The organism is Novosphingobium sp. SG754 (genome assembly GCF_013149315.1).
Taxonomy (GTDB): domain Bacteria; phylum Pseudomonadota; class Alphaproteobacteria; order Sphingomonadales; family Sphingomonadaceae; genus Novosphingobium; species Novosphingobium capsulatum.
The window spans coordinates 24,468-37,154 of the sequence record NZ_JABGCC010000012.1; the positions used below are offsets into that span (position 1 = coordinate 24,468).

Annotated in this window: 12 protein-coding genes; 4 read left to right on the forward strand and 8 right to left on the reverse strand. The window is 65.7% G+C overall.

Annotation, left to right across the window (positions count from 1 at the left end):
• Positions 1-34: 34 nt before the first annotated feature.
• From FHW97_RS19705 to FHW97_RS19725, 5 genes are all read right to left on the reverse strand, one after another.
• Positions 35-1,090: an amidohydrolase family protein gene (locus FHW97_RS19705; protein WP_168352549.1), complete on the reverse strand. Its 1,056-nt coding sequence runs from the start codon at positions 1,088-1,090 to the stop codon at positions 35-37.
• 37 nt (positions 1,091-1,127) lie between these two features.
• Positions 1,128-1,805, reverse strand: coding sequence for a DUF2490 domain-containing protein (locus FHW97_RS19710; RefSeq protein WP_171799572.1), 678 nt, complete (start codon positions 1,803-1,805; stop codon positions 1,128-1,130).
• A gap of 93 nt (positions 1,806-1,898) precedes the next feature.
• Positions 1,899-3,335, reverse strand: a complete 1,437-nt coding sequence (locus FHW97_RS19715; protein WP_168352547.1) for an NAD-dependent succinate-semialdehyde dehydrogenase — start codon at positions 3,333-3,335, stop codon at positions 1,899-1,901.
• A gap of 10 nt (positions 3,336-3,345) precedes the next feature.
• Positions 3,346-4,101, reverse strand: coding sequence for a nuclear transport factor 2 family protein (locus tag FHW97_RS19720; protein WP_022676907.1), 756 nt, complete (start codon positions 4,099-4,101; stop codon positions 3,346-3,348).
• Positions 4,102-4,155: 54 nt separating this feature from the next.
• Entirely contained in the window at positions 4,156-5,598 is a 1,443-nt protein-coding gene (locus tag FHW97_RS19725; protein WP_168352546.1) for an MFS transporter, read from the reverse strand.
• A 177-nt stretch (positions 5,599-5,775) separates the two neighbouring features.
• Here FHW97_RS19725 and FHW97_RS19730 point away from each other — a divergent pair, with 177 nt between their 5' ends.
• On the forward strand, positions 5,776-6,720 hold the full coding sequence (locus FHW97_RS19730; protein ID WP_171799573.1) for an SDR family NAD(P)-dependent oxidoreductase: 945 nt from the start codon (positions 5,776-5,778) through the stop codon (positions 6,718-6,720).
• Positions 6,717-7,637 (forward strand): SDR family NAD(P)-dependent oxidoreductase, encoded by a 921-nt coding sequence (locus FHW97_RS19735; RefSeq protein ID WP_022676904.1) that lies wholly within the window; start codon positions 6,717-6,719, stop codon positions 7,635-7,637. The genes FHW97_RS19730 and FHW97_RS19735 overlap by 4 nt, the downstream gene beginning before the upstream one ends.
• 137 nt (positions 7,638-7,774) lie before the next feature.
• Here the strand turns inward: FHW97_RS19735 and FHW97_RS19740 are convergent, their stop codons facing one another.
• The 3 genes from FHW97_RS19740 to FHW97_RS19750 are packed head-to-tail and all read right to left on the reverse strand — an operon-like array spanning position 7,775 to position 11,413.
• Positions 7,775-9,085, reverse strand: coding sequence for a dihydrolipoamide acetyltransferase family protein (locus tag FHW97_RS19740; protein ID WP_107716949.1), 1,311 nt, complete (start codon positions 9,083-9,085; stop codon positions 7,775-7,777).
• Positions 9,086-9,089: 4 nt separating this feature from the next.
• Positions 9,090-10,121 carry an alpha-ketoacid dehydrogenase subunit beta gene (locus tag FHW97_RS19745; RefSeq protein ID WP_231627798.1) on the reverse strand — a complete coding sequence of 344 codons (1,032 nt, stop codon included), beginning with the start codon at positions 10,119-10,121 and terminating at the stop codon, positions 9,090-9,092.
• Positions 10,118-11,413 (reverse strand): thiamine pyrophosphate-dependent enzyme, encoded by a 1,296-nt coding sequence (locus FHW97_RS19750; protein ID WP_022676901.1) that lies wholly within the window; start codon positions 11,411-11,413, stop codon positions 10,118-10,120. The genes FHW97_RS19745 and FHW97_RS19750 overlap by 4 nt, the downstream gene beginning before the upstream one ends.
• A 143-nt stretch (positions 11,414-11,556) precedes the next feature.
• On the opposite strand from FHW97_RS19750, the gene FHW97_RS19755 reads away from it, so the two are divergent.
• Positions 11,557-12,060 (forward strand): Lrp/AsnC family transcriptional regulator, encoded by a 504-nt coding sequence (locus FHW97_RS19755; protein ID WP_022676900.1) that lies wholly within the window; start codon positions 11,557-11,559, stop codon positions 12,058-12,060.
• Positions 12,057-12,653 (forward strand): nucleotidyltransferase family protein, encoded by a 597-nt coding sequence (locus tag FHW97_RS19760; protein ID WP_171799574.1) that lies wholly within the window; start codon positions 12,057-12,059, stop codon positions 12,651-12,653. Before FHW97_RS19755 ends, FHW97_RS19760 begins: the two co-directional genes overlap by 4 nt.
• Positions 12,654-12,687: the final 34 nt, after the last annotated feature.

The following is a 12,687-nucleotide window of genomic DNA, read 5'->3' on the forward strand; positions in this document are numbered from 1 at the left end:
GCTCATTCTCCTTCGGCCTGCGTGATCGACAAGATTACAGCTTGAACCAGCGTTCCGCGTTGGTCTGGAAGAACTTCTTCTTCGTTTCGGGCGTGATGTCCATCGCGTCCATCGCGCGCACTTCATCGGCAACGTACTGATAGGGATAGTCCATCGCATACATCACGCGGTCCGCGCCCATCACCTCCTGGCAGAACTTGATCGCCGGCTCCCACGCCATGCCGGAATTGGTCACCAGCACGTTGGAGCGCAGGTATTCGGCAATGGTCTTCTTGAGCGGCTTCATCCGGGCATAGCGCTGTGACCGCACGCCGGCCTGGTGCATGAAATCAAGGCGATAGAGCCAATAGGGCAGCGCCTCGCCCATATGGCCGACCATGATCTGCAAGCTGGGATACTTGTCAAAGATGCCGATCGTGATGAGCCGCAGCAGGTGCATGCCGGTTTCCACGCCAAAGCCAAAGATGGCGCCATCCAGGCCTGCCTCCAGCATCGGCCCGATCATCGCATCGGGTGGCGTGCAGGGATGGATATAGAGCGGCTGGTCCACCTCGACCAGGGCGCGGAAGATCGGGTCGAAGAATTCCTCGTCGAGATAGCGCCCTTGCGTGTGGCTGTTGATCTGGATGCCCTTGAAGCCCAGTTCCTTGGCACCGCGATGGATTTCGCGGGCAGACCATTCCGGGTCCTGCGGGGCCACGGTGCCAAGCCCGATGAAGCGGTCGGGATAGGCTTCACAGGCGCTCGCCAGCCGATCGTTGGCGCGGGTGGCAATCGCCTTGGCTTCGTCGAGGTTGGTCAGCGGCTGAACCCCGGGCGAGGTCAGCGCCAGGATCGCCTTGTCGATGCCGGTCGCGTCCATGTCGGCAATGCGCCGCTCGCCCAGGTCGAGCAGGCGCTCCATGATCTGCACCGCGCGCTCCGACGGCGATTGGGCGTAAAACCCCCAGAGCGAGACCATGCCCTTGTCCGCCTCGCCATCGCGGATCATGCGCAGATAGGCATCGACCTGTTCTTGGGTGGCAAAGGCTTCCTCGGTGGCGATGCGCAAATATCCTTGCGCGCCGCCGGTTTTCAGATCCTGGGTCATGCGGGCCTCTCCTGGTTATGGGCCGGCCCGCGCGCGATCACCTGCGGATCATGAGCGACAGACTGGCAATGTGATTCATGCGATCCTCGCGCGCCGGGCGCGAGACATACTGGCCGGAATAGCCCGCCTCCACGCTGATGCCGCGGCCCACCGGCAGGGCCACGCCGGCAAAGCCGCGCAGCTGGTCGAAACCCGATTTCTGGCCCCACCCGGTGCGGTTGAGGCCCACGAACGGTTCGGCCCAGACCACCGCCTGCGGCGTGCCCGGCTTGCCCAGCGGCACGTCGAGCCGCACCAGCTGGCGCAGCCGCCAGCCCGTTCCGCCCTGCCCGTCGACCAGGCGCTGTTCCAGCCGGGTGCGCCCGGTCAGCGTCGGGCGCGTGGTGCCATTGCCCGCCCCATCGCCAAACGCGCGCCAGGTCACCTGCTCGAACACGCGGTGTTCGTGGCTCACCCGCCCGCCCAGCGGATCGCTGCGGATATAGCCATAGCCGCCCCACAGCGTGGTCGACCGGTCGAGCTTGACCCCAAGCGCCCCGCGCACGATCGCTTGCCCGGCGCGCTGCGCATCGTCGGTCAGGCGCAGTTGCACGTCGGTGAACAGCACGAGGTCCTGGTTGAGGTTGAGGAACGATTGCTGCGCCAGCCACACCTGCGCGTCGTCCTCCACCGCCAGAGCGGGAGTGGCGGCAAGGACCAGGGCAAGAAAAATCATTCGGCGCATCGGGCACTCCGGCAGGCAGCAGACAAGCCTGCCCCGCTATGCCGCTTGCTTTTCCCGAATGTTTCCCGCCCATGACGTTGCGCATCAGGCTTCGTGCACGGTCTTGGTCACCAGGCACGCCATCAGGCCTTCGGGGCCGTCTTCGTGCCCGTGGCCCGACCATTTCACCCCGCCAAATGGCGCATCGGCGCCGCCGATCATCGTCGTGTTGATGCCCAGCATGCCGGTTTCCACCTCGGCCGCCACGCGGGCGCGGGTGGCATGGCCCTGGCACCAGGCATAGGCTGCCAGGCCGTAGGGCAGGCGATTGGCCTCGGCGATCATCGCATCGGCATCGGCAAAACGGTTGATCAGCGCCACCGGCCCGAACGGCTCCTCGTTCATGATCGCGGCATCCAGGGGAATGTCAGACAGCACGCTGGGCGCAAAGAAGAACCCGGCATTGCCCACCCGCTCACCACCGGTGTGCAGGCGTGCGCCGCGCGCCACGGCGTCGCCGATCAAGCGCTCCATCGCCTCGGGCCGGCGCGGATTGGCCATCGGGCCCATCTGCACGCCATCCTCCAGCCCGTTGCCCACGCGCACCTGCGCCGCGCGGGCGGCAAAGCCATCGCGGAAAGCCTCGAACACCGGCTCTTCCACGATGAACCGCGTCGGGCTGACACAGACCTGCCCGGCGTTGCGATACTTGTGCGCCACCGCCGTTTCGATCGCGCGATCAAGATCGGCATCGGCAAAGACCAGCACCGGGCCATGGCCGCCCAATTCCATCGTCGTGCGTTTCATGTCGTCGGCCGCCAGCTTGGCCAGATGCTGGCCCACCTGGGTCGATCCGGTGAACGACAGCTTGCGGATCACCGGGCTGCCGAGCAGATGCCGGCTGACCTCGTCGGGCACACCGAACACGGCCTGCGCCACTTGCGGCGGCAACCCGGCATCGAGCAGGCATTGCAGCACGCCCAGCGCGCTGGCCGGGGTTTCCTCGGCAGCCTTGAGAATCACCGAACAGCCTGCGGCGATCGGCGCACCCAGCTTGCGTCCGGGATTGCCGAGCGGGAAATTCCACGGCGCAAAGGCCGCCACCGGGCCAACCGGCTCGTGCGTGACGGTAGAACGCATGCCGGTGGGTCGCACCAGCGCCCGGCCATAGATGCGCTGCACCTCGCCGGCATAGAACTGGAACAGCCCGACGTTCATCAGAACCTCGATCCGCGCCTCGGGCAGGGTCTTGCCCTGCTCCAGCGTGGCGATCCGCGCCAGGTCTTCCTGGCGCTCCAGCATCAGCCGCGCTGCGCCATTGAGCACGGCGGCACGCTGCTGCGGGGTGGACTTGCGCCACAGCGCAAAACCTTGCGCCGCCACATCAAGGGCGGCGTCAAGGTCTGCGGCATCAGCCAGCGGCAGTTCGCCCAGCACCGCGCCCGTCGCCGGGTTGACCACGGCGTGGGTGCGCCGCCCACCCCCGCTCACGCGCTGGCCGTTGATGATCATGCAAAGCGAGGGATAGGTCGTCGTGGTCATGGGCTGGGGCTTACTTTGCGGCGATCGCGGCATCGTGATCGAGGTCGCGCTGCAGGCGCTGCGCCTCGATCGGCTTGCCGGTGATCGGGTGGTTCATGTGGAACGGGGTGATCTTGTGCGTGGGCCACAGCCAGTGGCCTTCGAGCAGTTCATCCGGTCCGCTGGGATCGGTGGGATAGGTCACCTTGGGGAACGGCACGTATTCGGGCGGCGTATGCGCCCAGCCCTTTTCGAAATCACCATGCCAGATCGGCATGTAGTTCAGGATGTGCATGCGCCATTTGCCGTCCACCTTCTTGTAGGTGTTTTCGTAAATGCCGCCTTCCCACCACTGCCGGGCCTTGAGGTGCGGGGCGTCGCCCTCGAAATCCTTGTGCCGCCCGGCCTGCATCATCGAGCGCGCGCGCGCCAGCGCGGTGACGCCATCGGGCTGGATATCGATGATATCCTGCAACTGCGGGTGATCGAGCAGGAAGCCATCGATCGGGCCGTTGTTGCCATAGGTGAAGCGCTTCTGGAACCGCTCGACATAGAGGCGGCGAATGCCTTCCTTGCCTTTCCACACGCCGCCGAAAAAGCGCACTTCGCCATCGTCGGTGAACAGGTCGACCGTTTCGTTATAGAGGCACTTGTCGATCAGATAGCCATAGAGATGCTGGAGCTTGCGCACGTCCAGCTCGTCCTCGCGCACGGTCAGGCGGGCTTCCACCTGGGCCAGCTTTTGTTCAAGCAGCGCAATACGATCGCCTGCCGCTTCGCCCGTCATCGCTCTCTCCATTTTGTATGTGTCACTAACAAATTGCGGATCAGCAAGCGGCTGTCAACGCCCTTGCGCTTCCAGCCGCGCCACTTCTTCCCGATAGGGCCGGATCGCCAGGATCATCGACACCGTGGCGATCGGCAGCAGCGCGCCAGCGGTGATCACCAGCGCTTTCCACAGCTGTGCTTCCACGCCCACGATGCGCTGCGCCACCACGCCCACCACAAAGCTGCCCATCGCCCCAAAGAAGGTGAACATGAACAGATAGATCGCGGTGACCTGGCCGCGCATCTCGTTGGGTGCGATGCGCTGGATCGCGGCGTTCTGCGGCACCGCGCCGGCCAGGCCGAACATCCCGCCCAGCGCCATGACCGCCAGGCTGGTTTCGCCGGTCGGCATCAGCGGCGCGGTAATCGCGCAGATCGTGACCAGCGCAAACAGGATCGCCGCGCAGCGCACGTTGGCGTCCTTGTGCCGCTTGGCCATCCATTCCACGAAAACGCCGCCCAGGAAGATGCCCAGCAGCGAGCTGACCAGCAGCATCGGCGCCATGACCATGCCGATGCGCCCCTCGTTCCAGCCATAAGTGCGGATCATGAACGGCACCCGCCAGAACGCCAGGCCAAAGGTTTCGATCGCGGCCAGCGCCAGCCCCAGGAACAGCGGATAATAAACGCGGCCACGCGCATGGATGGCGCGCACCGCATCCAATCCGGTGAACGCCAGAACGCGCCGGCCCAGGCTGGTTTCAGCCGCCACGCCGCCCTGGCGCGCGGCCGGTTGATGGCCGCGTCGTGCCGGTTCACGGATCGTCAGCAGCAGCAGGGCCGCCAGCACGCCCGCCACCGCCTCGCCCAGCAGGATCAGCTGCCAGGAATGGATGCGCAGGCCCAGCAGTACCGGATCGGGCCGGCCCGCCAGCCACATGATCAACTTGCCGCCCAGCGCCACGCCAACCGTGGTGCCGCCGATGAAACCCAGTTGCAGCACGGCAAAGGCGCGGGTGATCTTCTTGGGCGGGAAGAAATCGGCGAGCAGCGAATAGGACGCCGGCGCATGGGCAGAGCCGCCGGCCCCCAGGAACATGCGGCTGCCCACGAACTGGCCAAAGCTTTGCGCCATGCCGCCCAGCGCCATGATCGTGGCCGTCGCCAGCATGCCGCCGGCCAGCACCAGGCGGCGCGGATAGATATCGGCCAGCCGCGCCAGCGGGATGCCCACCACCACGAAGAAAATCACGCTGGCCGGCCCACCCAGGAACCCGAGTGCCTCGTCGCTCAACGCGAAATCCTGCTTGATGCGCTGGGCCAGCATGCCAAACACGGTCTGGTCAAAGAAGTTGAGGAACGTGGCCAGCACGATGGCGAACAGCGCGAACCACGCCGCGCCCGCCGCTGGCCAGGGCTGCGTTGTCGGCACGGCCGATTCGCTGTCGAACGCTGCCTCTGCCTGAAGGGCGGCTACCCCGTCATCGGGGATCGTCGGTGCCATTGCACCTGCCATCGCGTCTCTCCTCTCCCGGCCGCCCTTTCTTGGAATCGGGCCATTTTCATCCGGATCATTGTTAGTCTTGCATACAATTCTCAGGTAGTGAATAGGGTAGGCACAAAAACAAATGACGGGCTGCGATCAACGCGCGCCACCATAACAAACGTTATCTTGCAAAAACGGAGAGGAACCATGCAGAATCTGCCGGGCAAAACAGCACTCGTCACCGGAGGGGCCAGCGGAATTGGCCTGGGAATCGCCAAGGCGCTGCTGGGCGCGGGCATGAACGTGGCGATTGCCGATATTCGCGACGATCACCTGGCGCAGGGTAGCGCCGAACTGGCCGACGTGGCCGGCGGGGCGACCGACCGCGTCCTCGCGCTCAAGCTCGATGTGACCGACCGCGCCAACTATGCCGCGGTGGCCGATGCGATCGAGGCGCGCTTTGGCAAGATCCACATCCTGGTCAACAATGCCGGCGTCGCCGTGGTCGGCCCGACCGACCTCGCCACGTTCGCCGATTGGGACTGGGTCATGGGCGTGAACCTGGGCGGCACGATCAACGGCATCGTTACCGTGCTGCCGCGCATCCTGTCCCATGGCGAAGGCGGCCATATCGTCAACACCGCCTCGATGTCCGCCCTCGTGCCGGCGGCGGCGACCACGATCTATTCCTCGGGCAAGGCGGCCGTCACCTCGATGATGGAATGCATGCGCCCCGAACTGGAATCGCGCGGGGTGATCTGTTCCGCGTTCTGCCCCGGCGCGGTGCAATCCAACATCGCCGAAGCCGGCAAGACCCGCCCGGCAGAGCTGGCCGAAACCGGCTATGCCGAAGCCGACAAGCGCCGCCAGGCCGGCGGCAATTTCTCGCACCTCTACCAGACCAAGGAGCAGGTCGGGGAGCGCGTGCTCGAAGGCATCCTCAACGATGAACTCTATATCCTCACCCACTCCGAATTCCTGGTGGGCGTGAAGGAACGGGGCGAGGCGACCACCTCCGCGGTGCAGACCCACCTGCCGGAAAACCCCGAATACAAGCAGACGTTCGCCATGCTGTTCCGCAACCCGGCGATCACCGCCGAGATCGAGCGGCAAAACGCACTCAAGGCCACCCGGATGGGAGTAACCGCATGAAGGATTTTGCCGGCCGCACGGCCTTCGTCACCGGCGGCGCCAACGGCGTCGGCATCGGCCTCGTCCGCCAGTTGCTCAACGAAGGCTGCAAAGTGGCGATTGCCGACATTCGCCAGGATTCGATCGACCAGGCCCTGGCCAGCCTCGACAACCGCGAAGTCATGGGCGTCCAACTCGACGTGTCGAGCCGCGAGGCGTTTCGCGAGGCGGCTGACCGCGTGGAGGCCGAATTCGGCCCGGTCTCGCTGTTGTTCAACAACGCCGGGGTCAACCTTTTCCAGCCGATCGAGGAATCAAGCTATGACGATTGGGACTGGCTGCTCGGCGTCAACCTTCACGGTGTGATCAACGGGGTGATGACCTTCGTGCCGCGCATGGTGGAACGGGTAAAGGCCGGCACGCAAAAGGGCGGGCATATTACCAACACCGCCTCAATGGCCGCCTTCCTCGCCGCCGGCACGCCGGGGATCTACAACACCACCAAGTTCGCCGTGCGCGGCCTGTCGGAATCGCTGCACTACTCGCTGCTGCAATATGGCATCGGGGTTTCGGTGCTGTGCCCGGGCCTGGTCAAAAGCTATATCTACGCCAGCGACGCGATCCGCCCCGACAGCCTGAAGGGTGGCGCCAAGCCGGTGAACCAGGAAGCCGTGGAGCGCCTGGCCGGTGTCCACGAATTCGGCATGGAGCCCGACGTGATCGCGCAGCGCACGCTCGACGCCATGCGCGAAAACCGCCTGCACATTTTCTCGCACCCCGATCACAAGGAAGAGATGCGCGAAATCTTTGACGAGATCATCGCCGAATACCGCGATTATCCCAAGGATGCCGGTCACGACCAGCGCGTGGCGTTCGAGGCGTTCCGCCGCGACTCATTCGCCAAAGCCCGCGCCGCCTCGCGCGCGTCGGATTTTTGACGTTTGCGCCGAAACTGACGTTTCGGCGTTGCGGCACCGGCCCGCTCCCCCACCCGACCTCCCAACGATAGTACCCTATGGGAGGTCGGGTGGGGGAGCGGGCCGGTGCCGCAACCGTAATTCCGGCAAAGCCGGAATTACGCCAAAATAAGCGCTGGCGTTTCGATCAGCTTCTTCACCGCCTGGACAAAGCTCGCTGCATCCCAGCCATCGACCACGCGATGGTCGCAACTGATCGAGATGTTCATCAGCTTGCGCTTGGCGATGCGTTCGCCGCCCAGGCCATCGGGCACGAACATCGGCCGCTCGACAATGCGATTGGGGCCGATGATCGCCACTTCCGGCCGGTTGATCACCGGCGTCGTCGCCACGCCGCCCAGCGGCCCAAGCGAGGTGATGGTAAAGGTGGAGCCGGAAAGCTCGTCCGGCTTGGCCGTGCCGTTGCGCGCGGCATCGGCCAGGCGGGCGATTTCCCGTGCCAGGGCCCAGGGATTCATCGCCTGCGCATTGCGGATCACCGGCACCATCAGGCCCGCCGGGGTCTGCGTCGCCATGCCCAGGTGCACCGCGCCGTGACGCGTCACCACACCGGCTTCATCGTCATAGCGCGCGTTGAGCATGGGAAACTGCGGCAGCGTGCGGCAGATCGCCACGATCAACAGCGGCAGCATGGTCAGGCGCGGACGATCGAGACCGCCGGCATTGAGCTGCGCGCGCAGTTCCTCCAGCGCGGTGACATCGCATTCCTCGACATAGGAAAAATGCGGGATCGCGCGCTTGGACGCGGCCATGTTCTCGGCAATGCGGCGGCGCAGGCCAATCACCTTGACCTGCTCATCCGCCCGCGCCGCCGCGCCGGGGGCATAGCTGCGATTATAGGCGAGGAACTGGTCGAGATCGCCATGGCGCAGGCGCCCATCCTGCGACGGACGCACCTGGGCCAGGTCGATCCCCAGTTCCCGGGCGCGCTGGCGCACCGCCGGGCTGGCGAGCACGCGGGCGCTCTGGTGCCCGGTAGCAGGTTCTGCGCGAACGGGTGCGGTTTCCTCCTGCCTCGTTTCCGTTCGGGCTGAGCTTGTCGAAGCCCCCTGCGCAACCTCCACGTCCGGCAAGCGCCCTTCGACAGGCTCAGGGCGAACGGGTGCGGGTTCGTCGTGCTCAGGTTCCGTTCGGGCTGAGCCTGTCGAAGCCCCTTCCCCAACCTCGCCGGCCACCTCGATCTCCACCAGCATGGAGCCGATCGGAATGCGATCACCCACTTCGCCGGCGATCGAAACCACGCGGCCCGCCACGGGGCTTTCCATTTCCACGGTGGCCTTGTCGGTCATCATGTCGGCCAGCGGGCTGTCCTCGCCCACCGTGTCGCCGGGTTGCACGTGCCAGGCAACGATCTCGGCCTCGGCAATGCCTTCGCCGATGTCGGGCAGGCGGAAGGTGTAAAGCGCCATGGGATCAATCCTTGCAGATACGGTCGAGGGCTTCGCCGATGCGTACGGCCCCCGGGAAATAGGCCCATTCCAGGCTGTGCGGATAGGGCGTGTCGAAACCGGTCACGCGCTCGATCGGCACTTCCAGCTCGTAGAAGCAATGCTCCTGCACCAGGGCGGAAAGCTCTGCGCCAAACCCGCCGGTGCGGGTCGCCTCATGCACGATCATGCAGCGCCCGGTCTTGCGCACCGATTCGCGGATCGTGGCGATATCCAGCGGCACCAGCGTGCGCAGGTCGATCACTTCGGCATCCACGCCCTTGTCGATGCATACGGCATGCGCGACGTGGACCATCGTGCCATAGGCCAGCACCGTCACCGCCTCGCCTTCGCGCACCACGCGCGCCTTGCCCAGCGGCACGGTGTAATGGCCCTCGGGCACCTCGCTGTCGGGGTGCTTGCTCCACGGTTCAACCGGCTTGTCGTAGGCGCCGGTGAACGGCCCGTTGTAGATCCGCTTGGGTTCGAAGAAGACAACCGGATCGTTGTCTTCGATCGCGGCGATCAGCAGCCCCTTGGCATCGTGCGGGTTTGACGGGATCACCGTCTTGAGGCCGGCAACATGGGTGAACAGTGCTTCCGGGCTCTGGCTGTGGGTCTGCCCGCCAAAGATGCCGCCGCCAAAGGGCGATCGCACCGTCAGCGGCGCGATAAATTCCCCGGCCGAGCGATAGCGCAGCCGCGCCGCTTCCGACACCAGCTGATCCAGGCCCGGATAGATATAGTCGGCAAACTGGATTTCGGGCACCGGGCGCAGGCCATACGCGCCCATACCTACCGCCACGCCGATAATCCCGCATTCGCTGATCGGGGTATCGAACACGCGGGTCTTGCCATACTTCTTCTGCAGGCCGGCAGTGGCGCGGAACACCCCGCCGAAATAGCCCACGTCCTCGCCCATGATCACCACGGCGGGGTCGCGCTCCATCATCACGTCGAGGGCGTCATTGATCGCCTCGATCATCGTCATGCGACGGCTCGTTCCCTGGTCCGTCATGGCATATCGTCTCCATCTTCGGGCCGCCAGTCGGGCCACTTGATCCGCCGCTCGCGCATGGCCTGCTCGCTCTGCTCCTGCAGGTGCCAGGGCAGCGTCTCGAACACGTCTTCGAACATCGTGTGGAACGGATGGTGCAGGCCGTGGCCCAGCACGCCGTTGGCCTCGGCCGCGCGCGTGGCGGCCTTCACCGCCTCGGCCAGTTCCTGGTCCATCGCTGCCTGGCGATCCTCGTCCCATTCGCCGAGCGCGATGAGATGGTTCTTCAGCCGGACGATCGGGTCGCCCAGCGGCCAGGTGCTGCGTTCCTGCGCGCTGCGGTATTGCGAGGGATCGTCAGAGGTCGAATGCCCCTCAGCGCGATAGGTGAAATGCTCGATCAGCGTGGGCCCGGCATTGCTGCGGGCGCGGTTGGCCGCCCAGCGCGTAGCGGCATAGACCGCCAGCGGATCGTTGCCATCGACGCGCAGCCCGGCCACGCCATAGCCGATCGCCCGCGCGGCAAAGGTCTGGCGTTCGCCCCCGGCAAAGCCCGAAAAGCTGGAAATGGCCCACTGGTTGTTGACCACGTTGAGCACCACCGGCGCGTTGTAGACGGTGGCAAAGGTCATCGCCGAATGGAAATCGCCCTCGGCGGTCGATCCCTCGCCCACCCAGGCAGCGGCAATGCGGGTATCGGCCGAAATCGCGCTGGCCATGGCCCAGCCCACCGCCTGCGGCAACTGCGTGGCCAGGTTGCCCGAGATGGTGAAAAAGCCATAGTCCCGCGCCGAATACATGATCGGCAGCTGGCGGCCTTTCAGCTTGTCGGCCTTGTTGGAATAGATCTGGTTGATCATCTCAATCAGCGGATAGCCGCGCGTGATCAGGATGCCCTGCTGGCGATAGCTGGGAAACACCATGTCATCGGCCGCCAGCGCCATGGCCGGCGCCACCGAGGTCGCCTCTTCGCCGGTGCACTTCATGTAGAAGCTGGTCTTGCCCTGGCGCTGGCCACGAAACATGCGCTCGTCAAACGCGCGGGTCAGCGCCATGTTGCGCAGCATGGCGCGCAGGGTTTCGGGATCGAGGCGCGGGTTCCACGGGCCCACGGCCTGGCCATTTTCATCCAGCACGCGGATCAGGTCGGTGCATAAGGGCCAGGTATCGGCAGCGGCGCAGGCCTCGTCCGGGCGAGGCTGCGCGCCCACCGGCGGCAGGTTGAGGCCGCTCCAGTCCGGCTCGGCACCGGGCCGCGCCTTGGGCTCGGGCACATGCAGCGCCAGGGGCTGCTGGTTGGCGAATTCTGCCACGATTATCCTTTCCCAGGCCTTTCGGTTTCCCTGGCAGCATAACGCGAAAGGGTTGGAAAGGGTTGCCAATTGCGGGGCAGGTAAAAGCACGGGAGTGCACTTTGCACTACCATCTTGGCAAAATGTAGTGCATTCATGCTTACATGTCGGAAACCACCGCACCACCCGAACTCGACTCCTGGGATATCCGCATCCTGCAATGCCTCACCCGCGATGGCCGAATGAGCTGGCGCGATCTGGCCGAGGAAATCGGCCTCTCGCTCACCCCCACGATCCGCCGCGTGCGCCAGTTGGAGGCAGCCGGCCTCATCACCGGCTATTTCGCCCGGCTCGACGAACGCGCGCTGGCCGGCAAGATGAGCGTGTTCGTCTCGGTCACGCTCGAACGCCAGCAGCGCGAGGCGCTCGACCGGTTCGAGGCGCAAGTGGCGCAACTGCCCGAAATAATGAGCGGGTTCCTGATGTCGGGCGGGTCAGACTTCCTGCTGCGCTGCGTGGTGCGCGATCTCGATCACTACCGCGAACTGCTCGAACGGCTGACGCAGATCGAGGGCGTCGCCCATGTGCAAAGCAGCTTCGCGCTCAAGACCTTCATCAACCGCCCGGCCCCGCTAATCAGCGAAAGCCGCATCCGGCGCGCGCGATGAGCCGGAACATCGCCCTGGTCCTGCTCGCCGCCGGGCGCGCCAGCCGCTTTGGCGGTGGCAAGCTCGCGGCCCTGCTCGGCGGCAAACCCGTGATCGAACACGTCGCCGCTGCCACCGCCGCCCTGCCCGTGGCGCAACGCATACTCGTCGCCGCGCCCGATGTGCCAGCCCTGCCAGGCTTTACCCGCGTGGCACTCGATCCGCCCCAGGCGCCGCAATCCCGCTCGCTCGCGCTGGGCATTGCCGCCGCGCCGGGGGCAGACTCCGTGCTGATCGCGCTGGCCGATATGCCGCTGGTGCCGGCGGCACACTTTGCCACGATGCTGGCCGCATTCGATGGTGATCGCCTGACCAGCAGTTGCAACGGCCAGCCGCTGCCGCCGGCCCTGCTTGGCGCGCAGCACTTTCCCGCGCTGCTGGCGCTGACCGGCGATCGCGGCGCAGGCGCCTTGCTGCGCGATGCGCCCGCGCTGGCGCTGACGGCCGAGCAGGCACTGGACATCGATACGCCCGAAGACCTGGCACGCGCCGCAGCGCTGCTTCCCCCTCCGTCAGCCCTACGGGCTGCCACCTCCCCCGAGGGGGGAGGATAACCCAGCCAGATCCTCCCCTCTCGGGGGAGGTGGC

Bases quoted from the DNA above. Each gene is read 5' to 3' on its own strand.
- FHW97_RS19705 (WP_168352549.1), bottom strand. From the start codon at position 1,090: ATGACCCAGGATCTGAAAACCGGCGGCGCGCAAGGATATTTGCGCATC.
- FHW97_RS19710 (WP_171799572.1), bottom strand. From the start codon at position 1,805: ATGATTTTTCTTGCCCTGGTCCTTGCCGCCACTCCCGCTCTGGCGGTG.
- FHW97_RS19715 (WP_168352547.1), bottom strand. From the start codon at position 3,335: ATGACCACGACGACCTATCCCTCGCTTTGCATGATCATCAACGGCCAG.
- FHW97_RS19720 (WP_022676907.1), bottom strand. From the start codon at position 4,101: ATGACGGGCGAAGCGGCAGGCGATCGTATTGCGCTGCTTGAACAAAAG.
- FHW97_RS19725 (WP_168352546.1), bottom strand. From the start codon at position 5,598: ATGGCAGGTGCAATGGCACCGACGATCCCCGATGACGGGGTAGCCGCC.
- FHW97_RS19730 (WP_171799573.1), top strand. From the start codon at position 5,776: ATGCAGAATCTGCCGGGCAAAACAGCACTCGTCACCGGAGGGGCCAGC.
- FHW97_RS19735 (WP_022676904.1), top strand. From the start codon at position 6,717: ATGAAGGATTTTGCCGGCCGCACGGCCTTCGTCACCGGCGGCGCCAAC.
- FHW97_RS19740 (WP_107716949.1), bottom strand. From the start codon at position 9,085: ATGGCGCTTTACACCTTCCGCCTGCCCGACATCGGCGAAGGCATTGCC.
- FHW97_RS19745 (WP_231627798.1), bottom strand. From the start codon at position 10,121: ATGACGGACCAGGGAACGAGCCGTCGCATGACGATGATCGAGGCGATC.
- FHW97_RS19755 (WP_022676900.1), top strand. From the start codon at position 11,557: ATGTCGGAAACCACCGCACCACCCGAACTCGACTCCTGGGATATCCGC.
- FHW97_RS19760 (WP_171799574.1), top strand. From the start codon at position 12,057: ATGAGCCGGAACATCGCCCTGGTCCTGCTCGCCGCCGGGCGCGCCAGC.